The following is a 21,554-nucleotide window of genomic DNA, read 5'->3' on the forward strand; positions in this document are numbered from 1 at the left end:
CGCGCGCGCCAGGGCAGGCTTCCGGTGAACGGGGGCTGCCATCGCCACCTGCGTCACGGTCTCTCACATGCCGCGGTCCGGGCCGCACCAAGGTTCGGGGCGCTTGTCGGCCCATGTCGGAGGGTGCTGCAGGGAGGGCGTCACCCACCTGGTCAGCAGGCTGTCGAATGATCAGCAACACGAGTTGATCGCCCTGATCGGGGAGATGGCAACCGCCGAGACCAACCCAGCTCGTCGCACGTTCTTGGAAGAGTTCCCTGAGGGCTTCGGGCTGATCGACGATGCGTCCTGAGCGATTCAGCTTGCCGTACAAGACAGGCGCCAAACCGTGTCGCGGCGGTCGATCCTCCATCCAGACTCATCACCAAGAACCCGACGATGTTGGATAGCGGCATGGTGAGACGCAAGAAGGAGAAGAGGAAGCGGCCCGCTTGGGGCATTCCGAAGGGGATCGTCCTGTTGGCGACACGGGAGGGCTGGCGCACCAGCGTCCTCGCCGAAAGGGGAGTGCTCTGCGGACGGCTGGACGTGCCGATCAACACCGACCCACAAGAAGCGCGGGCCGCTGCTGCGGTGATGGTGACGGAACTCGCGCGCGATTTCCACGACACCGACGTCGAGGTGAGCTGGGAGTCGCCCCAGGAGCCTTGGTCATGGACCGGCCTAGTCACCCTTGCCGCCGAAAACGACTCGCCTTCGCCGGACGCCGAAGGTTGAGCGGCACACTCAGGAGTAGCGCAGGACCCGCTTGCGGAGGAGTTCGAAGCCTGCGCGGCCGAACATCCGGCGTTTCAGCATCCTGATCCGGTTGACATGGCCCTCGACGACTCCGGAGTTCCGCGGCTGTGAGAGCCCGGCGGTGACGGCGTCGAGGTCGCGCTCCAGGTGCCGGGCGAATCGCTGGAGGCTGGGCAGGTCTGCGGTGGTCGCGGCCTCGATCAATGCCGGCAGTTGATGGCCTTGCAGATGAGTAAGCATGTGGGCGAAGGAGCGCACCTGCCGGGCGAGTGCGTCCGGTTCAGGGCAGTTTGACAGTACGGCGCAGGTGAGGAGGCGCATCGGGTCCTACCCGCGTGTCCGCGTCGAGGGTGGTGGCCGGGCAGTGGTCTCGCAGGCGGGAGGCGTCCTGCTGGTGGAGACGGCACGCAAGTCCGGGCTGGACCAGGCGATATCTGCAGTTCTGGCACCGTGGCGCAAGCGGCGGGCGGTGCACGATCCGGGGCAGATACTGCTGGATGTGGCCATGGCGGTCGCGCTCGGCAGAGGCGGTCGCGGCCCGATGAGCAGGATCCGCATCTTCAAGGGCGCCGAACTCCGCGCACACTCCAAGGACTTGTACGCCGCCGTGGAACGAGGACGATGACAAGGTGATCGAGGCGTACCCTTTCACCGTTTCGCACATTTGTGCCACTCTGTGTCCCTGATCCGTGGGGTGAGGGCGGGGGATGTCTTGAGCAGACGCGGTTGGTTCAGTGGCCGGAAGTGGTTCAAGCAGGGGGTCGCTCTCGCCAAGCAGGGAAGGCTGGAGGATGCGCGTGACGCATACCTCCGTGCGGCGGAGTCGGGCAGCGTGAACGCTCAGTACAACCTTGGGCTCGTCTATGTCGATCTGGATGACCCGGACAACGCGATCTTGTGGTTCCGTCGGGCCGCCACCGCGGGGGACGCCGGTGCCATGCACAGTCTCGCCCTGCATCTCGCCGGTGGGGGCCGGAAGGTCACCGGCGAGGCATTGCGCTGGTATTCCGAGGCGTCCGTGCGCGGTCACGCGCCATCGCAGTACAACCTGGCTCTCCACTACCATGCGACGGGCGAACTCTCCCTCGCCGAGCGCCACTTCGAGCAGGCGGCGAAGCAGGGGCACCTCGATGCGGAGGTGTCCCTGGCCGGTCTGTGGCTCGGCCGGGGTCGCAAGCGGGAATCCGAGGAGATCCTGCACCGGGCAGCGGAGAAGGGGCATCCCGGGGCACTCGACTTCATGGGCAAACTGGCCGAGGAGCGAGGTGCCACCGAGCAGGCCGCCGGGTTCTACGCGCGCTCCCACGCGGCGGGATTCAGCGGTGCGGCGGTGAATCTGGGACTGATGCACGAGAAGCAGCAGCGTGTGGCGGAGGCCGAGGAGTGGCTCCGTAAGGCGGCTGACGCCGGGAACGTCGGCGGTATGTACGCCTTGGGCCGTCTTCTTGTCGGTCTGGACCGGTCGGACGAGGCCCTCGTCTGGTTTCGCAAGGCGGCCGATCGGGGGGACGCGCAGGCGCAGCACGCGATACGGGTCATCGCCGCGCGTGAAGAGGAATAGCCCCCGAAGCGGAACCCGGCGCCCATCCGACGCGACAATCGGGCCGCAGGCGTGCCCCAACCCAGAAAGGAGACACCTCACCAACACAGAGTCCCCGTCAGCACACTGACGAGGACTCATGAACGATCGAGGTTAAGGTGTCGCGATGCCTATCGATCACTTCACCTGGTCGTCGATCACCGCCGAGGACTTCCCCTTTCCTGAAGGCGTTCCGGCAGCGCGGATCAGCGATGAGCTGTCAGCCATGCTGGTCTCCCCTGACCCCACGGTCCGCGATGATCAGGCGTACACCGCCGCCGCGCGCTGGATAGGTGAAGGCCGTCTCGATGACGTCCTGGAGAACCTCGGCGACACGGCCGCGGGTCGCTTCACGCATCCGGAGATCCAGGCGCGGACGTTCGCACCACTCGTCCTGCGATGCGTGCTGGCGCGCACAGTTGCCGCGCCCGGCACCGTGCCGAAGGCCGCCGTTGAGCGTTGGTATGCCCCCTTCACCACCTGGTATCTGACCGAGCGCGACACCCGTGGCTGGGACGACTCGCTGGGCTGGCTGCACGCCGTCGCCCATGGTGCCGACGCGGCCGCGACGTTCGCACAGGCGTTGCCGGGTCGCTGCGCTGAGCTGCTGGAGCTATGTGCCCGCCGGATGACGGCTGCGACCGACTACCGGTATGTCCAGCTGGAGGATGCCCGTCTGGCCCGAGGGATCGGACTCATCCTGCTCGTGCCCGGTCTGTCGGCCGAGCAGGCCACGGGATGGCTGAGCGTGGTTGCCAAAGCGCTGGAGACCGGAGGCCACGGCCCGGTGCCGCCATGGGCGTTCAACACGTTTGCGACCCTGCAGTCTCTGCATCTGCATCTGACCCGGGGGCTGGCCGAAGGAGGCATTCCTTCCCACGCTGCCGTCGTTGCCGCGGAGGTGGCCGCCATCCTTCGCCTGCCGTATCACTGGCTCGCGTGAGAGGGACCGCGAAGTCGTTCCGGACTACCGGTGATCTCGGCGAGCTGCCGCCGAAGGGAGACAAGTCCTCGCGGTTCAGCGTCCATCTCGTGCGACATGACGTCCCGATCTCAGTAACGACGAGCAACAGTCACGCTGCGTACGCGACCACAAGAAGTGGACCAGAGCCCGTAACTCGCCGACAGAGCCAGCCGGTCCCACGCGGCCGGTTCCGCGGAGCGGTTCTGGGACGGGCCGAGCACGGCCATCACGGCGGCCAGGTGGTCGGTCATGAAGTCCTCTCGGTTTTCCGTGCACGATCCCGCGCGCTGGGGCGATGGCGCGCGGGACCGTACTGTGCGTATCACCACGAAGTCCGACGCGCGCCGGGAGTCGTGACCGCTCGGCCCAGCCAGGTACGTCAGCCGCGCCGGACCACTTCCTCCGCGTCGCCCTCCTCGAAACCCCGTCGGGCCGTTGTCGCGGCCCGTTCCGGCTCGGGGTGTGCCTGGCGTACGCGCTGGTCGGCGATGGCCAGCAGCAGGGCGATCACGCTCATTCCGACAGCGGTGAGCAGCCCGAGCTGAATGGCCGTCACGGAACGGCCGTGGTTGGCCTGATGAGCGAAGTACACCGCGCCCACCACGGCGATCCCGGCCGCCGAGCCGATGCGCTGCCCCGTCTGGAGCACCCCGCCTGCCGCGCCGGCCCGCTGCACGGGCACGCGCGTGAGGGTCAGGGTCGTATTGGGGGAGACCGTGAGGCCCGAGCCGATCCCGCCGACCACCATGGGCAGAGCCGTGGCCCACCCGACGCTCTCCAGCGGTACCAACTGCACCGCCACGACCACCCCGAGCAGCCCCACGACCACCAGGAGCAGGCCGAAGACGACCAGCTTGCGTCCGTGGCGCATCACCAGCCGACCCCCGACGGCGGCGCCGACCGCGGACGCGGCCGCGAAGGGCAGCACCGAGACACCGGCCGCCAGCGCGCTGTATCCGACCGTGTTCTGCAGGAACAGGGAATAGACGAAGAAGACCGTGGTGAAGCCCGCGAAGTAGGTGAGGCTGATCAGGGAACCGAGCGTGAAGGAGCGCAGGGAGAACAGGTCCAGATCGACCAGCGGCGCCCGCCCGCACACCTTTTGGCGCCGTTCCCACGCCCAGAACGCGATCAGCAGCAGCGCGCCGACCGGCAGCAGGGCCCACTTCAGCCGCCCGGTCCACTGCTGCTCCTGAACCAGCGGCAGCATGAGCGCGAGCACGGCGGCACCGAGGAGCAGCACACCGAACGGGTCGAACTCCTCCCGCCGGCCCGTCGACGCCGGGAACCGGGGCAGCAGCCGCAGACCCGCGACGAACGCGGCGACTCCGATGGGCAGGTTGACGAAGAACACCCAGCGCCAGCCGTCGTCGGTGCCCACGGAGTCGATCAGCACACCCCCCACCAGCGGGCCGGCCGCCGTCGAGACCCCGATGACACTGCCCAGCAGACCGAACGCCTTGGCCCGCTCCGCGCCCTGGAACATCTGCTGGATCAGCCCCGAGGTCTGCGGCGCGACCATGCCCGCCGCCGCGCCCTGGATGAGCCGGAACACCACCAGCCAGGAGGCACTGGGAGCGAGGCCGCACGCCCACGAGGCCAGCGTGAACAGGGCCAGCCCCGCCAGGAAGGCCTGGCGGCGCCCCCGCATGTCGCCCAGCCGGCCCGCCGGGACGAGCACCAGCCCGAAGGTCAGGGCATACCCGGAGACCACCCAGGACTGGGCGGCCTCCGAGGCGGCCAGCCCGTGCTCCATCGAGGGCAGCGCCACATTCACGATCGAGGTGTCGAGCAGGGAGATGAAGCCCGCCGTCAGACAGACGGCGAGCGCCTTCCACCGCCGGTGGTCGGGGGCGGGCGGGGCTTGGACAGTGGTCATGGGGTCACGCTAAGCAGCCACCCCGCCCAACACGGGGAATGAGTCGTTCCGCGCGCGGGTCGTAGCCGAAAGGGGGTGTACGAGACAGTCGGCGGCACCCGTACGCGCCGCCGGGCCCGCACGGTCGCGACCTTCGTACCGCCGCCGCACCGCCCGCACAGTCGACCTTCGTACCGCCGCCGCACCGCCCCGCGCGGCCGAACCTTTCCCGGTGGTCGCCGGGAGCGCCGCAGCGCTTCCGGTGCCTCTCACCGCCGGCCGAGGGCATGGGGCTCGGGCTAAGGAACGTTCCAGGCGGCGATGAACGGCTGTTCGTCCTCGGTGGCCAGGAAGCTGAGCGTGCCGGGATGCGGATGGCCGAGCAGGCGGGCGGCGGAGGCGTCGAGGCCGAGCCAGCGCACGGCCAGTACGCGCGCCAGATGACCGTGCGCGACGACGGCGACATCGCCGTCGCACAGCAGCGGCCGGATCCGGTCCAGCACCGCGTCCGTACGCGCGGCCACCTGCTCGATCCGCTCGCCGGGATGGTCTGCGTCGCCGGGAAGGACCCCGTCCCGCCACAGGTCCCAACCCGGCCGCCGCTCCCGGATCTGCGCCGCGGTCAGACCTTCGTACCCGCCGTAGTCCCACTCGATCGGGCTCGACACCCGTCAGGCCCGCCAGTGCGGCGGTTCGTGTGGCGCGGCTCAACGGGCTGCTGAACACGGCGACCAGGGGGCGTCGGGCCACCCTCGGAGCGAGTGCCTTCGCCGCGGCCTCGCCCGCGTCCGTCAGCGGGACGTCGGTACGACCGGCGTGCCGGCCCGACAGGCTCCATTCGGTCTGACCGTGTCTGATCACCGGTGTCCTCCGAGGATGCCCCGGCCTTCAGGCTGGGGAGGAATCGGACTCCTGCGGAGCAGGGCAGGAGGAGCCGAGTCGCCGTCAGGGCGATTCGGCGTCCGCTACGACGGCGCGGTAGTCGCCCTCCAGGCGGTGGACGAGTTCGGCGTTGAGGGATCGCCGGTTGGCCTTGGCCTGCTCGGTGAGCCACCGGTGGAGGTCTGCTGGCAGGCGGAGCGTGATGCGAGTTTCTTCATGATTCATGCACTCAGAGTAGTGGTATGGTGACACTATGGCGACACCAGGGGTTGCGGGAGAGGCCGGGCACGCCCGGTACACCTACCGGCTTCGCGTGTCGTCCACCGCGCTTGCCGGCCTGGAGGCCGAGTGGGCGCGCTGCCGGTGGGTGTGGAACGAGTGCGTGGCGATGTCCCGTAAGGTCCACGGCCTGAACCGGGACATCGTCGAGAAGACGATGTGCGGTCCGGCGCAGCTCGACAAGATGCTGACCGAGGCTCGTGCCGCGATGAGATGGCTGCGCGAGGGCAGCTCGGTCCCGCAGCAGCAGATGATCCGCGACTTCGCGAAGTCGCGGGCGAAGGCGCTCAAGGACATCAAGGCCAGGCTGCCGCAGCGGCAGCGTGCCGGGATGCCGAGGATCAAACGCAAGCGGCAGGCGCTGCCCAGCCTGAACTACACACGGCGCGGCTTCCGCATCAGGCACGGGCGCCTGCATGTGGCGGGCGTGATCTCTCTGACCGTGGTGTGGTCCCGTGACCTGCCCACAGACCCGACGTCCGTGCGTGTGTACCGGGACAGCCTCGGCCACTGGTATGCCTCGTTCGTCGTGGAGAGGGCCCCCGAGCCGCTGCCCGCTACCGGACGCGCCATCGGCATCGACTGGGGCGTGAAGGAGACCGCGACCACCACCAGCGACGCCCACGACCTGCCCCACCCGCAGCACGGCAGGACCGCGGCGGTGAGACTGGCCCGCTACCAGCGGCAGATGGCCCGCCGCCGCACGCCCCAGAACCGGCCCGACACCGCCGGATACCGCAAGGCCCGTACAGCGGCGGCGAAGGTGTCCAAGAAGATCGCCAGGCAGCGTCAGGACACCGGCCGCAAGTGGGCCAAAGCTGTGGTTCGCGACCACGACGACCTGGCCGTCGAGGACTTTCGCCCAAAGTTTCTCGCCAAGTCCACCATGGCCCGCAAAGCGGCCGACGCCGCCATCGGCGCCACCAAGACTGCGCTAGTCGAGATGGCCCGCAAGCACCGCCGGACCGTCCACCTGGTCAACCCCGCGCACACCACCATGGACTGCGCATCGTGCGGAGCGAGAACCAAGCACGCACTGCCCCTCTCTGAACGAACATATACGTGCACCGCATGCGGAACCGTGTCCCCCAGGGACAAGAACTCCGCCCGCGTGATGCTCGTCCGGGCTGGTCTCAACCCGGCTGGTGCTGATCGTGTAAGAGCTGGCGGACCGCTGGTCCCCAGCCAACGTGAGCCAGGAATCCCCGTCCTTTAGGGCGGGGAGGATGTCAATATCAGTTCGCCCATGGCCGGCCGCGCACGCTATCCGATCTTGAGGAAGCGACCGCATGTTTCCGGCCGAGCGGCCATCACGTCAGGAAGAGGGCCGCCCCGTCCCGCCGGCTCCTCCGGGCCCGCAGGCCCAGTACGGTCAGCGCCGCCGCCAGCCAGCACGCGCCGATCAGTGTCTCCCAGCCGGCCAGGGCGGCGGTGTGCGCGCCCGCCTCGCCCGCCAGTACCTCCCGGATCGCCAGCAATCCGTGGGTGAGGGGCAGTACTCGGCCGAACCCGGCGAGGACGGGGGCGACAGCGTTCGCGGGCACCTCAGGGCCGCAGACGATCAGCATCACGGTGAACGCCGCGTTGGACACGACGTTGCGCAGGTCGACAGCGGTCAGTACCAGGGATCCGAGGAAGAGGCCCAGACAATAGCTCGTCACCGCGACGAGGATCAGCAGGGCGGAGAGCAGAGCCACCGATGCCACACTCAGGCTCAGTCCCGCCACGGGACCGAGGAGGAGAACGGCGCCCAGCCCGCAGGCCACCCCGTCCGGCAGCCAGAAGAGGCTCCGCCCGACCAGGACGAGCGCGGGACTGCTGGGCGAGGCGACCAGCAGGGGAAGAGTGCCGTTCTGCAGCTCCCAGGTGGTGGACGCGGTCGCGAACATGCCGTGCAGCGCGACGAGCGCCACCGCGTTGCCGACCAGGAGATAGCGGGCCTGCCCCGGCCCGAGCAGATTGCCGATGGTGGCGAAGAACAGGACCTGGGCGAGCATCCGGACGAACCAGCCGAGCAGCCAGGTCTTCCAGGTGAACACGGTGCCGTAGTCGGCGGCGCCGGCGCGTGCCGCCCAGCCCAGCACCCGTGTGCGACGGCCTGTCCGGATGCCGTACGTGGTGCGGCTCATCGCAGCCCCACCGTCCCGTTCTCGCGTACGAGCCGTACGACCCGGCCGAGGAGGAACCATCCGCCGGCCCCGGTGAGGAGGCCGAGCCCGAGGATGACGCCGGTGCGCCACGCGACGGAGGTGACCGTCGCCGGGCCGAGTGCGTCGCGCAGCAGGTCGGAGCTCCAGGAGAGATAGATGAGGCGGCCGACGGGATGGGTCCACTCCGGCAGCCGGTCGAGCGGGGTGAACACCCCGCCGAGCAGCAGGACGGGGTAGCTCAGGGAGTTCTGGAAGGTGCGGGCCGTCCGGGTCGCGACGAACAGGGCGGCCATCAACGTGGCGGTGCCCGCGGTGGCGACGGCGGTGGCCAGGAGCGCCAGGGCGAAGACGCCGGGATGCGGTACGTGGGGGACGGTGCCGAAGCCGAGGATCGCGACGGCCGCGACCTCCAGGACCGTCAGCAGGCTGATCGCGGTGCTCACCCAGACCCGGCTGAGGACCACTCGGGCGAAGTCGACCGGCGCGGCGATCTGGAGCTCCAGCGTGCCGAGCCAGCGGTCGTTGTCCACGACCTCCCCGGAGATCAGCATGGCCATGCTCCACACGCCCATCAATACGGGGGCGAGCAGACCGTTGGCGAGGAGGTCGGGGCGTTCGTTGTGCCGGATCAGGAGCAGGAACACCGCGGCGAGCAGCGGCGTACGCACCAGGTCGATGAGGTAGTCGCGGTGGGTGAGCACCAGGCGTCCCTGGAACCGGCCGGCCGCCGCGAGCAGGCTCACCGGTTCACCACACTGCGCGTCTCGTCGCGGTGCACGAGTCGCAGGTAGACCTCCTCGAGGCCGGGCAGTTCGGTGCGGACCTCGGTCACGCCCCGCTCGACGACGAAGGCGAGGACACGGCCCACGGCTTCCTTGTTCTCGACCGTGACGAGCGTGGTCCCGTCGTCGGCGGGTTCCGTACCGAGGATTCCCGGGAGCGCGCGCATCTGGGCGACCAGGGCTTCCTCGGCTCGGATCCGTACACGATCCTGGCGCGCGACGAGGCGGGCGAGCGTCCTCGGTGCCTCCGCGGCGACCACCCGCCCGTGGTTGATCATGGTGACGCGGTCGCAGAGCACTTCGGCCTCGGACAGGTCGTGCGTGGCGAGCAGTACGGTACGTCCCTCGCCCGCGAGCCGCCGGACGAGTTCGCGCAACTGCCGTGCGGCCAGCGGGTCCAGGCCGTTGGTAGGCTCGTCGAGGAGCAGGACGCGGGGGTCGCCGATGATGCCGCGCGCGAGGTGGAGCCGCTGGCGCATGCCCACGGAGAAGGTCTCCACCCGGTCGTCGGCGCGCTCGGCGAGCCCGAGTTCGTCGAGCAGCGCGTCGGTCCGGGTGACGCCGTCCCGGGTCGTCAGACCGTACAAGGCGGCCCAGTAGCGCAAATTTTGACGTGCTGTCAGGCGTGGGTAGAGGCCGCGTTCGCCGCCGAAGACGATGCCGAGCAGGGGCCGGATCCGACGGTGTTCTGTCGCGAGGTCGTAGCCGAGCACCCGGCCGGTTCCCGAGGTCGGCAGCAGTACCGTGGAGAGGATCTTCATCAGGGTGCTCTTGCCCGCCCCGTTGGGCCCGAGGAGTCCGTGCACCTCGCCCTGCTCCACGGTGACCGAGACGTCGTCGAGCGCGACGACGGCCGGGCCGCGCCGTGTGCGGTACTCGCGCCGCAATCCGCTTGTCTCCACGGCCGGTTCGCCGTTGCCCGGACGGGCGAGGCCACCTCCGCCGTTTCCGCTGTCCGTCATCACGCTCCCGTTCCCGTGGGGGTCGTCGGACCGGTGTCTGCCGTTCGGCACGGAAGGATCACGTGCCGGGCTCCACCGAGGTCGAGCCGGGCTCCTCGACAGCTTTGTTCGCGCCGGGCTCCACACGAGCCTTGTCGGCGCCGGGCTCCCCGGCGACCGGCCCGCCGGGCTCCTCGACGGCCGGGCCGCCGCCCGCCGCCTCGTCCAGCCATTCCTGCCGGGCGGCTCCGGACACCAGCAGGAACGAGCCGAGCGGGGTCCGTGCGACGAGATGACGTCCGACGTCGTCCAGCCGCAGCCGGTCGGCCGGTTCGTCGTCCAGAGGTACACCGAACAGCGGCAACCCCGCGCCGAGCAGTCGCCGTGCGCCGATGCCGCGGTGGGCCAGGTCGGAGGCGAGTTCCGCGAGACGGCCGCCTGCGCCCTCGATGCCCGGCTGGGCGATCAGGGCGGGCGCCCGGACCGGGCTGCTCCAAAGCGCCGCGGTGCGCATCGCCCGCAGCAGCCGAGCGCCTACGGCGGCGGCCCGGGTGGGGGGCGGCGTCACGGCGGGACGCCAGCCCAGCCGGGCCATGGCGCGCCGGGCTTCCCGCCACTCCGGCCACAGACCGGTCCTGGCGAGGTCGGTAAGCAACTGCCGTACGCCTGTGTCGTCGAGGCGCTGGAGCAGCAGCGCCAGGTCGAGCAGGTCGCGGCTGCGGAAAGGGCGTTCCCACCGTTCCGCCACCAGGGCGACCGCACAGACGGCCAGAGGAGAGCGGGAGGGGCGGGTGAGCTGCCAGGCCGGGGCACGTACCTCGGTAACGATCTCCGCGGTGAACAGGCCGACGGCGTAGGGGTCGGGGGAGCGCTCGGGCGCTGGGCTGCGGAACTCGGCTCCCAGATGCAGGGCCACGGAGTCGCCGGTCCTGGCGGGGCTGACCGTGAATGCCGCCAACTCCCATCCTGTCGCCGTCAGTTGTTGTGCGCAGCTCCACAGGTCCGCGTGGCCCGGGCAGACGACGTCGAGATCACCGGCCGCGCGGAGCACCCTCGGCGGGTAGAGGCCGGCGATCGTCATGCCCTTGAGGAGGAAGATGCCGGGTGCTGCCGTCCGCAGCCTGGACCAGATGCGGCGGTAGTGGTCGACGCGTTCCCGGTGCAGGCGCAGTTCGGCCGTCTCCGCCTCGGTGAGCGTTTCGCCGTCCTCGGCCCACAGGCTCAGCAGGGTCGCGGCGAGCTTGTGGCGGCCGTCGCGGGCGGTTCGCAACACGGCCTCGCGCGAGGCCGTCGGCCCGGCGTCCAGCAGGGCGAGGACGGTCGCGGTCGTCACCTCCGCGTCCGTCGCTGTTCCGGTCAGTGCGTCTGTCAACGCAGGCTCCGCCGCGGTGCACGAAGGTGGACGGGGCCCTCGGGCCGGGGGACTCCGCGGTGGCCGAGGAGGAATGCGATCAGGACCGCTGGAGGGCGAACAGGCCCGGATCCGGATCCCGATCGCATTCGACGGACGACTACTTGCCCGGCTTCGGGCGGACCTTGACCTGCTTGAAGGCGACACTCATGGGACCCTCCTTGATGTGGTCGGTCATGGAAAGTAGCCTCAGCGTATTGCCCTCGAATGGTGCATGACAATGATGCAACTTGCTTTGCATACAGCGGACTTGGCGTGCCGTACGGGTGCCGTCCCGGGCCCGGCGGACGAGCGGAATGCCGGAGGAGCATGACGGTCCACGCGTGGTTGAGGACGCCCCTCACTCATGATCCGGTAAGGCGCCGCACCTATCCCGACGACGTCTATTTCCGGGAAATGGCGGCCTTGCTGGACGGTTGGGAGACGGAAAGGGCGGACCGCGCACTGCTGCGGTCGACTTTCGTGATGTTCAAGCCCGACGCCGTCGTCGGGCGGCGGGTCGAGCCCGCGCTCGCCTTCCTGGCAGGGCACGGCTTCGAACCCCTCGGCGCTCTGACCGTGCGGGTCGACGCACGGGTGTGCCGGGAGCTGTGGCGCTACCAGATCAACGCGGCGCCCCTGGCCGTCATCCGGGCCGTGGACATGATTCTCGAGTCAGGACCCCCCTGTCTCTTCGTCGCGCTCCGCGACACCCGGGGTCCCGAACGCACCGGGACGACCGCGGCGGAACGGCTCGCCGAGCTGAAGGGGTCGTCCAAGAACCGCTCGGTGGACGGCGGTTCACTGCGCGGGACCCTCGGATGCGAGCTGATGTGCCTCAACTTCCTGCACGCTCCCGACGATCCGGCCGACCTGATCCGCGAGCTGGGTGTCCTGCTGCCCCGGCGACGGGAACAGGCACTCTCCCTGCTGGCCGCCGACGTGTCGCCGCCCGGTGCGGCCGATCCAGCCACACTGGCAGGCGAGTTGTACGCCATTCACCCGGCCCACTCCCTCAGCCGGCCGGCGCCCTCCGGTACTTCCACCGGGCGTGAGCCCTCGGGTGACACCTCGCGCCGCCCGGCCGACCCGCAATCGCTGCTGGCCCGGGTGGAACAGCTCGCCGCGGACGCGGACGGGCTTCCGCTGTGGGACCGCATCGTGATCGCCGCGGAACTGGTGGAGGGCCTCCCCTCCGAGGGCCGGCCGCTGATCGGGCCGCCGCCCGGCACTCGCCCCAGCCACCCCCGCGCTCTCCGCCCGGCCGGGCCCCCGGCCACCACCGTGGCGGACCGCTGAACGCGCGGGCCCCGCCCGGCGGCTGAACGCACAGGCCTGCCCGAGCCCCGAACGCACGGCCCGGTCCGAGCCCCGCACACGCAGGCCCGGTCCGATCCCTGAACGCACGGGCCCGGCCCCGAGTCCTGGACGCACAGCCCCCGCCCGACCGAGAAACCCCCAGCCGCCAGGAGGAACGGTCCCGATGACCGACGCCGACATCGAACTGCACGGTCCCGCGAACTGGGAGGGACCGCCACGCCGGTACGGGCCGGCGGCCCGCGTCGCCGTGCTCTCCGATGTGCACGCCAACATCCCCGCCTTCGACGCGGTGCTCGCCGAACCGGACGTCGCCGCCGCCGACTTCGTCGTCCTGTGCGGCGATCTGACGTGGGGGCCGCAGCCGCAGGAGACGTACGAACGGATCGTCGCGCTGGGCGAACGCGCCCTGTGCCTGCGGGGCAACGCCGACCGCTATGCCGCCCAGATCGGCACGGCCGCGCGGACCGCCGACACCCCGCGTCAGTCGTGGATCGCCGCGCAGCACTCGCCCGAGGCCATCGCCTTCCTCGGCCGGCTCCCCTTCGGTCTCGTCGTCGAGATCGACGGGCTCGGTCCCGTGCACTTCTGCCACGGTTCGCCGCGCAGCGACCACGAGTTGGTCACGCCGGGGACACCGCCGGAGCGGTTCGCCGAGCTGTCGGCGGCCATCGACGCGCGGGTCCTGGTCACCGGGCACTCGCACCTTCAGTTCGACCGCGCCGTGGCGGGCCTGCGCAGCGTGAACCCCGGCAGTGTCGGGCTGCCGTACCACACGGGTGAGCCGGGCACCGCGTACTGGGCGCTGCTGGGCCCCGACGTCCGGCTCAGGACCACGCGCTACGACGTCGAGGACGCCGTCGCGCGTGCCCACCGCGTCGCCGACCCGGACTCGGAACGCTACGCGGACACCCTGACGAACGCGCCCGATCCGGAAAAGATCGTCGTGGAGGCTGAGAAGCTGATCTTCGTCAATTGATCCGCAAGGAATTCGCTGATCCACAAGAGGCCCGCGCGGTCGACGGAATTTCTCGTTCCGTCAAATTCGGGAAACAAAAGGCGAGTTGACCGCGGATTCCCGGCATGACGTTGACATGCGAGCTCGCGGTGTGCTGACCTGTGCATGCAAAATTGGCAAGTTGTTTGGCACGTTTCTCTGGCACCGTTCCCGGCAGGAGGAATCCATGCGAACAGCTCCACTTCCCACCGCGAAAGCACCCACCGAGGCGACGCGGACGTCGACCCCGGCGCCCGTCATGCTGCTGCCCCGCCTGGTCGAACGCATGATCACGGACCGGCAGGCCGCGCACATCGTCAAGTTCCGCACCACCTGCACCGACTGCGTGCCGAACTTCTGAGCACGGCGTCGCGCGTCGGCGGACAGTCGACAGCGTCCGCCGACCTGCGCGTGGTCACCGAAGTCGTCGCGGGCGCCCTGCGCGCCGCTTCTCGGGGGCTGTGCGTCCTGGCGGTCGACGGCCTGTCGCTCGAAGTGGCCGAGTCCGCGTTCCGCCACGCACACACCCGGCCACTGCGCTCCACCTTCCCGAGCACGTCGACGACAGCCTGGCTCACCGCGGTCACCGGCACCGATCCCGGCGTCCACGGCGCCGTCGGCATGGTCTACCGCGCACCCGGAGCCGACTGCGTCACCCACCTCGTCACCGGGGACACGTACGCCTTCGGTTCCCGGCGAACGCCCGGCAACACGCTGCTCCACGCGGCACCCACGCTCTTCGACCGCGCGGCCGCGTCGGGCCGGCCCGCCCTGGCGATCGGCGCGGAACTGGAGCGCCTGACCGGTCCGTGGGTGGCCGCGTTGCTGCACGGCGCCCGGATCGTGCCGTCGCCGGCCGCCGCAGCGACCCCCGTCATCGACCCGGTGAGCGTGGCCGAGCGGACCGTGCGCGAGGTCGAGGCCGTCCTCGCGCGCGCCTACGACGCCCCGCCGCTGGTGTGGGCCTACGTGAACCTCGACGACCACATCCACCGGTCCGGCTACGACTCCCGGCTGCGAGAGGCGCTGTCGCTGCTCGACACCGCGGCCGCCCGCTGGGCCGACACCGGCTGGAGCGTCCTCGCCCACGCCGACCACGGCCAGGTGGAGGTGACCCCCGACCCGGCCCTCGCCGAAGCATGGGCACGGCTCGACGCCCCCGCCCACTGCCGCATGCCCGGCGGCGGCGCCGGCCGCGTCCGCTGGCTCCATCCGCTCCCCGGGCGCGAGGAAACCGTGGCCGACCTACTGCGCGACACGCTGGGGGACCACGCCCTCGTCCTCACCCCGGACGAACTCCACGCACGGGGACTGCTGCCCGCGACACCCGTCGTCCGCGCCCGCATCGGCGAGGTCGTCGCCCTGGCCACCTCCCCCCACTTCCCCGTCCCCGACCCCACGGTGACCTGGGAGCACGGATCCATCTCCGACGGCGAGACGCTCGTACCGCTGGCCGCCTGGAACCCCGCACCAGAAGCCGCCCCCGCCCTGCCCTGATCCCCCCGGAACCACACGACACGATAGGAGAACCCGTGAGCACGGTCGTGTTCCGCAACAAGACCGGTGGTTCGGAGACCCTCCACGCGACACCGGGACAGCCCCTCCTGGACGTGCTGCGCCTCCACGGAATCCCGGCTAACGCCGTGCTCGCCCATCGCGACGGGGAGGTGATCCCCGAGGCCACGGCCGTCGTCGGAACCGACGACGTCATCGAGGTACGCCAAGTACGCCATTACGACCTCGACGTACTGCGTCGGCCCAAGGAGCACGTCTACGCCGCGCCGGACCCCGTCTACGCCAAGTCCGTTCTCTTCGACCACGGCGGCACCCTGGAACGGCGCACCGAGCAGTTCACGGCGGAGACCTTCGTGACGTACGTAGAGGAGACGTTCGTCCAGAGCATCGCCGCCGGCGCCACCATGCGGGCGGGGGACCGGGTCGTCATCGGGCTCTCCGGCGGCCGGGACAGCGTCGCCTACCTCAAGCTCCTCGAACGCACCCGCGGCCGCTGGCCCGAGGTCGACATGACCGCCGTGACCATCACCGGACTGCCCGACTGGGACGAACCCGCCACCTTCCGCACCGCCCTGGACGCCTGCGCGGGCCTCGGCGTGGATCACGTCGTCGTCACCGCCGACGACGTGGCCGAGGTGTTCAAGCTGCGCGAGCCCTTCGTCGACGTCATGAACAAGGTCGTCGCCGGCGAACACCGCAACATGAACATGGTCATCGGCCATCAGGTCCTGCGCCGCATGCTGGAACAGGAAGCCGAACGCCGGGGCGCCCCGGTCGTCGCGTTCGGCTTCAACGCCGACGACCTGGTGGCCAGCATGGTCACCTGGTTCACCACCGGCTACCGGATGGGCGGCATCCCGGTCCGTGAACTCGGCTCCCTGCGTTACGTGTTCCCGCTGTACCGCATCACCAAGAAGGAACTCACCCTCTACCTGGAGCTCGTCGCACCCGGCCTCAACCGCCAGGGAGCACCGGGCCGGTTCACCACCGGCTCCGACGAACGCTCCCTCGCCTACGCCGTGGCCGACCACCTCTACGACCTGTGGCCGGGCATCGACTACTACCTCTTCAACGCCTTCGAGAACGTCCAGCGCACACTGCTTCCCCTGGTCGACGACCTGTGCCGGGTCTGCGAGGGCCGGTATGTGCTCCAGGAGGGCGTGGCCAACCCCGCCGGCCTGTGCGACGTGTGCGGATTCCTGCACCGCCAGGAGGCGTTGCGGGCGGACGCCCTGTGAGCGATGCCCGCCGCCAGGACGGTCCTCCCTGGTATCTCACCTTCTTCGGGGAGGACTTCTGGGCCGTCGCGGACCACGAGTACACGCCCGAACGCACCGCGGCCGAGGCCGGATACCTCGCCGCCGTCCTCGAGACCTCGGCACCCGGACGCCGCGTCCTCGACCTGGGTTGCGGCACCGGTCGCCACGCCGTCGCGCTCGCCGCGCGGGGGTTCGGCGTCACCGGGGTCGACTCCGGGGGATGGGCGCTCGGGCGCGCCGAGGCCGAGGCCGCCGCGGCGGGCGTCCGGGTCAACTGGCTGCGCATCGACCTGCTGCGCGAACTGCCTTGGCCCGTCGAAGAGTTCGACGCCGTCGTCTGTGTCCAGTCGTTCGGGTGGGGGAGTGACGCCCAGCAACTGCGGCTGCTCCAGGAGGTCCGTCGGGTGCTCGTCCCGGGCGGACTGCTGGTCCTCGACCACTCCAACGTGCTGGCCATCGCCGGACACTACGTTCCGGAGGCCACGTTCGAAGCCGAGGGACTGCGCGCCGACTTCCGCCGTACGTACCGGATGGCCTCCGGCCGCAGCACCGGCGAGATCGAAGTGCGACGAGGCGATGTGGAGCCCGTGGTCATCCACGACGACGTGCGGATGTACCAGCCGGCCGAGGTGCGGGACCTGCTGATCCGCGCCGGTTTCGCCGTCGAGCGGGTCGACGGTGATTTCGCCGTCGGCCGGGAGCCGGCCCCGACGACGCGCTATGTCCAGTTCGTCGCCCGGAGCCCGGCTGACACCCCGGCGGCGATCACCGCATGGGAAGGGAGGCACGACACCGGCGCCTCCATGCTGGACGGGGCCCGCGCCTCCGCGCTGGACGGGGCCCGCGCCTCCGTGCTGGACCTGCGCTGGTCGCCGGACGAGTTCGAGTTCGTACGACCGCGGGTCGACGCCGCTTTCCAGAGCGCGTACGACGGCGGCGGCCTCGCCGAACTCTCACGCGCCTACCCTCTGTCCGACCCCTACTCCGCGGACAGGGCCGCACCCGTCCTGTCGGGGCACTTCGGACTGGACCTCGCGCCCGACATGGTGACCGCCGGGGCGGGTGCCACCGGTCTGCTGCACGCGTGCGCGGCGCTGGCCGTGCCCGGACCGGTGCTGCGACTGGCCGGCGGCCACCCGGACCTGCCCCGCTGGGCTGCCCGCCTCGGCGTCGAGACGATCACCACCCGATTCGAGGACCTCGCCGCCGATCTCGACCGGCACACCCCCTCGGTCCTCGTACTCGACCGGCCCACGATCACCGGAGACCTCTTCGGAAGGGAGCGGCTGGAGGAGATCGCCGGGATCGCCCGCGCCTGCGGCACGACCGTCGTCCTCGACGAGGCGTACGCCGTCTACGCCGGGCCCGGCGCGAGCTGTGTCCCGGCGGTCGCCGAACACCCGAACCTGATCGTGCTGCGCAGCATGTCGAAGGGGTACTGCTGTGGCGGCCTCCGGGTCGGATTCGCCTTCGCGGGACCCGAGTTGACACGGCGGCTGCGCGAGATCACGCCGCCCCTCGGAGCGGGCGGAGCGGGTCTCGCCGTCGCTCTCCGCTTGTTGGCGCAGGGCGACGTCTTCGACGCGCTGCGGACCCGGATCGCGGAGGTGAAACCGCTCGTGGCGAGAACCTTGCGGCGGACCGGACTGACGGTCACCGAGGGATCCGGCTGTCTGCCGTGGGTGACGGCCGACGGGGAGCGGGGGGCGGCGAGCGTGGTGTGGGAGAAGCGGGGGGTGCGGGTGAAGGAGATCGGTCCGGTGGAGGCCGCTCACGGTGCTGAGCGCGCCTCCGGGACCGCGTTCGGCGGGAGGCCGGGGGAGGGCCCCGGTTCCGGTGGGAGGTCGGGGGAGGATCCCGGTTCCGGCGGCTCCGGCCGCCGTGACGGCGCTCTGTACAAGATCGCGGTACCGCTCTCGGAAGCCCGTCTGACCGCCTTCCTCGACGCGTTCGCCGATGCCCGGTAGCCTCGCCGACCTCGTCGCCGGGATCCATCACGGGATCGACGCAGACGAGGCGATGTGCTGGGTCGCCAGGCTCACCGAGTGGGACCGCTACCAGGGATCGGCGGGCATCGCCGCCGCGGCCGACTTCGTGGCGGGCGAGGCCGAGCGCGCCGGACTGGCCGGAGTGGAGGTGCTGAGCTTTCCCGCCGACGGCCGCACCACGTGGTGGACGTTCACCGCGCCCTCCTCCTGGACCCCGCGCGCCGCGCATCTGTCGGTCCCCGGCCGGCCCGCGCTCGTCGACTATCCCGCCCAGCCGTACACCCTCGCTGCCCACTCGGCCGCCGCGCACACCGAAGCGCCTCTCGTGCGCGCGCAGGACGACGGGTGGCCGCCGGGCGCGGTGGTCCTGGTCCCGTCGGCCGCACGACTCGACGCGAAGCTCCACGCCCGGATGCGTCACGAACGGGCGATCGGTTTCTGCGTGACGACCGGCCCCGGCCGGCAGGAGGGTGCGGGGCGCCTCGAACTGCCTGGCGGCAGCGCCCTGTTCGGATTCAGCGTGGTGCCCGGCCAGATGGACGTACTGCACCGCGCCCACAGCCGGGGCGAGCGTGCCCGCGTGGTCGTCGACGTCGACACCACCCCCGCCCGGATGCCGGTGGTCGTCGCCCGAACCCCGGCACGAGACGCCGGGGTGTCGCCGTTGTCACCGCCGTCGCCCGACGCTTGCCTCATCACCGCCCATCTGTGCCACCCCACCCCCGGCGCCAACGACAACGCCTCCGGAGTCGCCGCCGCCCTCGCGGCCGGGCGCGTCCTCGCGGCCCGCCCGCTGCGCCGCACCGTCCGGTTCCTCTGGGCACCCGAGTTCGTGGGACTCGCCGCCTACGTCCACCGGCTCGTGGAGGAGGGCGGAGGACCACTGCCCACGATGGCCGTCGACCTCGACATGGTGGGCCAGGACCAACGGCGCTGCGGCGGTCCGCTGATCGTCGAACGCAGCCCGGAGTACCTCCCGCACTTCGCCAACGCCCTGGTCGAGGCCTGTGTGCGTGCCCTGCCAGCCGCCGCCCGCTCCTACAGCGGAGCCGTCGGCTGCGACGTGTGGGCCTGGCGTTCGACCCCGTTCGTCGGCGCCTCCGATCACGCGGTCCTCGCCGATCGTGCGATCGGCTGTCCCTCCGTCCAACTGGGCCACTGGCCCGACCGGTTCAACCACTCCGGCGCCGACACGCTGGACAAGGTCGACCCGCAGGAACTGCGCAGGTCCGCCGCGATCACCGCGTCCGCGGCCGCCGTCGTCGCGACGGCAGGTGCCCCCGAGGCCGACCGGCTCGCCCACCTCCTCACCCGCTGGACGGCACGCCGGATGACCGCCTGCCTCCCGCCCGACGACGAGCCGCTCGCCGCGACCCTGCTGACCCGCCACGCGCGGTACGGACGCGACGCGCTGGACACCCTGCGGCCCTTCGGCGCCGACCCCGGCGTCCTCGACCGGCAGGCGTCCCTCCTCGACGGTCTGCGCCACACCCTCGCGGCGGCCTGGGACGACGTACCCGTGAAGCGCGACGGGGGCCCGCTCCTGCGCCGGGCATGGCCGGGTCCCTTCAACCTCCGCGCCCTGATGGGAGCCGTGAACGAGTCCGACCGGCGGTGGTTCACACGCCGCCTCGCCGAGGACCGGGGCCGGTTCTACGCGTCCGCGATGGCCCTGGCTCAGAGCGTCGACGGAGTGTCCGGCACGGCGGACGTGGTCCGAACAGCCCGGCTCGACGCGGGAATCCGCTGGGAGCCGGGCTTCGGGGAACGCTTCCTGGCCGCGATGGCGGACGCGGGCTGGCTGAAGGAAGGAGACGGGGAAGGGGAAGGGGAACGGGCCGAGGGAGGCGAAGGGAATTGAGCGCGCCGCACATCACCGTGACGGTCACCGACTCCATCGACGACGTGGACACCGTCCAGTGGGAGCAGGTCGCCGCGGCGGACACCGCGCCCGTGCACTACACCCCCGCGTACCTGCGGGCCTATCAGACAAGCCCGTTGAGCCCGATTCTCGCGGCGCGCTATATGACGGTCGCCGACGCGGGCCGCACTCTCGCCGTGCTGCCGTGCTACCTCCAGAAGCAGGGTGACCCGTACGGCTTCCTGCGCGCCGTCGGCATCGAGGACGCCGACGGCCCGGCGCTCCTCGGGCACAACTGGTACTGCTACGACACCCGCGTGCCGGTACGGGCGACGGGTGGCGCACAACGGGCGCGCGTTCTGGGGACCGTGCTGGGCGCGCTGTGCGAACTGGCCGCCGCCGACGGCGCCTTGACCGTGGGGCTGGTCAGCGTCCCCGAGGGCGACCCGGTTCTCGACGTCGCCCGGGACAAGGGATGGCGGGTGGCCCCGATCGTCACCCGCTTCCAACTCCCGCTGCACAGTGCGGAGGGAGACCCCTTCGACTCGTACGACTCCTATCTCGCGACCCTCGGCGCCCGCACCCGGCGTACGATCCGCCAATACCTGCGGCGCGCGGCGGACGCGGGTGTCACGACCGCCGTCGAAGCACCCCGCCCCGACTTCCTGCGCACGGTCGGCGACCTCACCCGCCGTACGGCGGCCAAGTACGGCAGCGCCGGAATGTATCCCGAGAGCGCCTTCAGCGACTTCGTCATGGCCCTGGGCGACAACGCCCGTGTGGTCCGCGTCGACCGCGGTGACCTGACGCTGGCGGCCGCGGTCGTCCTCCTGGACGACGAGCGCCTGCACATGTGGGCAGGCGGCGCCAGTCACGCCACCCTCGACGGCTTCAGCCCCAACTACCTTCTGTGGGCCACGGAAATCCGCACGGCCATCGAGTGGCGCAAGCGCTGGGTGGAGGGCGGCCGCAGCAACGAGCCCATGAAGACCCGCCACGGCATGAAACCCCTACGCCTGTACGCCTGCGTCACCCCGTCCGGGGCCTGACCGGT

The 21,554-nt window shown here is 70.9% G+C and carries 19 protein-coding genes and 3 pseudogenes; 14 read left to right on the forward strand and 8 right to left on the reverse strand.

Annotated elements, in window-relative coordinates:
• The first annotated feature begins 103 nt into the window (after positions 1-103).
• Together ACWEBX_RS00585 and ACWEBX_RS00590 are read left to right on the forward strand one after the other, a co-directional pair.
• Complete coding sequence (locus tag ACWEBX_RS00585; RefSeq protein WP_451882716.1) at positions 104-292, forward strand: hypothetical protein; 189 nt, start codon at positions 104-106, stop codon at positions 290-292.
• A 101-nt stretch (positions 293-393) separates the two neighbouring features.
• A complete protein-coding gene (locus tag ACWEBX_RS00590) occupies positions 394-717 on the forward strand; it encodes a hypothetical protein (RefSeq protein WP_451882717.1) in 324 nt (107 codons plus the stop codon).
• 9 nt (positions 718-726) lie between these two features.
• Here the strand turns inward: ACWEBX_RS00590 and ACWEBX_RS00595 are convergent.
• Positions 727-1,038: pseudogene (locus tag ACWEBX_RS00595) on the reverse strand (transposase); the annotation flags it as partial.
• Between the two features lie 7 nt (positions 1,039-1,045).
• Between ACWEBX_RS00595 and ACWEBX_RS00600 the strand changes: the two are divergent.
• From ACWEBX_RS00600 to ACWEBX_RS00610, 3 genes and pseudogenes are all read left to right on the forward strand, one after another.
• A pseudogene (locus ACWEBX_RS00600) lies at positions 1,046-1,261 on the forward strand (transposase); the annotation flags it as partial.
• Positions 1,262-1,432: 171 nt separating this feature from the next.
• Positions 1,433-2,299 (forward strand): tetratricopeptide repeat protein, encoded by an 867-nt coding sequence (locus tag ACWEBX_RS00605; protein WP_451882718.1) that lies wholly within the window; start codon positions 1,433-1,435, stop codon positions 2,297-2,299.
• 145 nt (positions 2,300-2,444) lie between these two features.
• Positions 2,445-3,260 (forward strand): DUF2785 domain-containing protein, encoded by an 816-nt coding sequence (locus tag ACWEBX_RS00610; RefSeq protein WP_451882719.1) that lies wholly within the window; start codon positions 2,445-2,447, stop codon positions 3,258-3,260.
• A gap of 400 nt (positions 3,261-3,660) precedes the next feature.
• Here ACWEBX_RS00610 and ACWEBX_RS00615 read toward each other — a convergent pair whose 3' ends face one another.
• From ACWEBX_RS00615 to ACWEBX_RS00625, 3 genes and pseudogenes are all read right to left on the reverse strand, one after another.
• On the reverse strand, positions 3,661-5,160 hold the full coding sequence (locus tag ACWEBX_RS00615) for an MFS transporter (RefSeq protein WP_451882720.1): 1,500 nt from the start codon (positions 5,158-5,160) through the stop codon (positions 3,661-3,663).
• Positions 5,161-5,438: 278 nt separating this feature from the next.
• Positions 5,439-6,000: pseudogene (locus tag ACWEBX_RS00620) on the reverse strand (histidine phosphatase family protein).
• Between the two features lie 84 nt (positions 6,001-6,084).
• A complete protein-coding gene (locus ACWEBX_RS00625; protein WP_451882721.1) occupies positions 6,085-6,246 on the reverse strand; it encodes an Arc family DNA-binding protein in 162 nt (53 codons plus the stop codon).
• Between the two features lie 28 nt (positions 6,247-6,274).
• Between ACWEBX_RS00625 and ACWEBX_RS00630 the strand changes: the two genes are divergently transcribed.
• On the forward strand, positions 6,275-7,516 hold the full coding sequence (locus tag ACWEBX_RS00630) for an RNA-guided endonuclease InsQ/TnpB family protein (RefSeq protein WP_451882722.1): 1,242 nt from the start codon (positions 6,275-6,277) through the stop codon (positions 7,514-7,516).
• Positions 7,517-7,610: 94 nt separating this feature from the next.
• Here the strand turns inward: ACWEBX_RS00630 and ACWEBX_RS00635 are convergent, their stop codons facing one another.
• The 4 genes from ACWEBX_RS00635 to ACWEBX_RS00650 are packed head-to-tail and all read right to left on the reverse strand — an operon-like array spanning position 7,611 to position 11,545.
• Positions 7,611-8,429: an ABC transporter permease gene (locus tag ACWEBX_RS00635; RefSeq protein WP_451882723.1), complete on the reverse strand. Its 819-nt coding sequence runs from the start codon at positions 8,427-8,429 to the stop codon at positions 7,611-7,613.
• On the reverse strand, positions 8,426-9,193 hold the full coding sequence (locus tag ACWEBX_RS00640) for an ABC transporter permease (RefSeq protein ID WP_451882724.1): 768 nt from the start codon (positions 9,191-9,193) through the stop codon (positions 8,426-8,428). The genes ACWEBX_RS00635 and ACWEBX_RS00640 overlap by 4 nt, the downstream gene beginning before the upstream one ends.
• Entirely contained in the window at positions 9,190-10,194 is a 1,005-nt protein-coding gene (locus tag ACWEBX_RS00645; RefSeq protein WP_451882725.1) for an ABC transporter ATP-binding protein, read from the reverse strand. Before ACWEBX_RS00645 ends, ACWEBX_RS00640 begins: the two co-directional genes overlap by 4 nt.
• Positions 10,195-10,252: 58 nt before the next feature.
• The gene (locus ACWEBX_RS00650) at positions 10,253-11,545 is read right to left on the reverse strand and encodes a nucleotidyltransferase family protein (RefSeq protein ID WP_451882726.1); all 1,293 of its coding nucleotides are present in this window, start codon (positions 11,543-11,545) and stop codon (positions 10,253-10,255) included.
• Positions 11,546-12,049: 504 nt separating this feature from the next.
• Between ACWEBX_RS00650 and ACWEBX_RS00655 the strand changes: the two genes are divergently transcribed.
• The 8 genes from ACWEBX_RS00655 to ACWEBX_RS00690 all read left to right on the forward strand — a co-directional run bounded on the left by ACWEBX_RS00655 (position 12,050) and on the right by ACWEBX_RS00690 (position 21,549).
• Complete coding sequence (locus ACWEBX_RS00655; RefSeq protein WP_451882727.1) at positions 12,050-12,862, forward strand: hypothetical protein; 813 nt, start codon at positions 12,050-12,052, stop codon at positions 12,860-12,862.
• 184 nt (positions 12,863-13,046) lie between these two features.
• Positions 13,047-13,859: a metallophosphoesterase family protein gene (locus ACWEBX_RS00660; RefSeq protein ID WP_451882728.1), complete on the forward strand. Its 813-nt coding sequence runs from the start codon at positions 13,047-13,049 to the stop codon at positions 13,857-13,859.
• Positions 13,860-14,064: 205 nt separating this feature from the next.
• Positions 14,065-14,238 (forward strand): hypothetical protein, encoded by a 174-nt coding sequence (locus ACWEBX_RS00665; protein ID WP_451882729.1) that lies wholly within the window; start codon positions 14,065-14,067, stop codon positions 14,236-14,238.
• Positions 14,239-14,288: 50 nt separating this feature from the next.
• Positions 14,289-15,374 (forward strand): alkaline phosphatase family protein, encoded by a 1,086-nt coding sequence (locus tag ACWEBX_RS00670; protein ID WP_451882730.1) that lies wholly within the window; start codon positions 14,289-14,291, stop codon positions 15,372-15,374.
• A 35-nt stretch (positions 15,375-15,409) separates the two neighbouring features.
• Positions 15,410-16,630: a hypothetical protein gene (locus ACWEBX_RS00675; RefSeq protein ID WP_451882731.1), complete on the forward strand. Its 1,221-nt coding sequence runs from the start codon at positions 15,410-15,412 to the stop codon at positions 16,628-16,630.
• Positions 16,627-18,618: an aminotransferase class I/II-fold pyridoxal phosphate-dependent enzyme gene (locus ACWEBX_RS00680; protein WP_451882732.1), complete on the forward strand. Its 1,992-nt coding sequence runs from the start codon at positions 16,627-16,629 to the stop codon at positions 18,616-18,618. Before ACWEBX_RS00675 ends, ACWEBX_RS00680 begins: the two co-directional genes overlap by 4 nt.
• Entirely contained in the window at positions 18,608-20,500 is a 1,893-nt protein-coding gene (locus ACWEBX_RS00685) for a DUF4910 domain-containing protein (protein WP_451882733.1), read from the forward strand. The genes ACWEBX_RS00680 and ACWEBX_RS00685 overlap by 11 nt, the downstream gene beginning before the upstream one ends.
• Entirely contained in the window at positions 20,497-21,549 is a 1,053-nt protein-coding gene (locus tag ACWEBX_RS00690; RefSeq protein WP_451882734.1) for a GNAT family N-acetyltransferase, read from the forward strand. The genes ACWEBX_RS00685 and ACWEBX_RS00690 overlap by 4 nt, the downstream gene beginning before the upstream one ends.
• Positions 21,550-21,554 lie beyond the last annotated feature (5 nt).

The sequence above is a fragment of the Streptomyces sp. NPDC005070 genome (assembly GCF_053600395.1).

Coding starts and splice junctions, on each gene's coding strand:
- ACWEBX_RS00610 (WP_451882719.1), top strand. CDS start 2,445: ATGCCTATCGATCACTTCACCTGGTCGTCGATCACCGCCGAGGACTTC.
- ACWEBX_RS00615 (WP_451882720.1), bottom strand. CDS start 5,160: ATGACCACTGTCCAAGCCCCGCCCGCCCCCGACCACCGGCGGTGGAAG.
- ACWEBX_RS00660 (WP_451882728.1), top strand. CDS start 13,047: ATGACCGACGCCGACATCGAACTGCACGGTCCCGCGAACTGGGAGGGA.
- ACWEBX_RS00685 (WP_451882733.1), top strand. CDS start 18,608: ATGCCCGGTAGCCTCGCCGACCTCGTCGCCGGGATCCATCACGGGATC.
- ACWEBX_RS00625 (WP_451882721.1), bottom strand. CDS start 6,246: ATGAATCATGAAGAAACTCGCATCACGCTCCGCCTGCCAGCAGACCTC.
- ACWEBX_RS00635 (WP_451882723.1), bottom strand. CDS start 8,429: ATGAGCCGCACCACGTACGGCATCCGGACAGGCCGTCGCACACGGGTG.
- ACWEBX_RS00630 (WP_451882722.1), top strand. CDS start 6,275: ATGGCGACACCAGGGGTTGCGGGAGAGGCCGGGCACGCCCGGTACACC.
- ACWEBX_RS00665 (WP_451882729.1), top strand. CDS start 14,065: ATGCGAACAGCTCCACTTCCCACCGCGAAAGCACCCACCGAGGCGACG.
- ACWEBX_RS00655 (WP_451882727.1), top strand. CDS start 12,050: ATGTTCAAGCCCGACGCCGTCGTCGGGCGGCGGGTCGAGCCCGCGCTC.
- ACWEBX_RS00590 (WP_451882717.1), top strand. CDS start 394: ATGGTGAGACGCAAGAAGGAGAAGAGGAAGCGGCCCGCTTGGGGCATT.
- ACWEBX_RS00645 (WP_451882725.1), bottom strand. CDS start 10,194: ATGACGGACAGCGGAAACGGCGGAGGTGGCCTCGCCCGTCCGGGCAAC.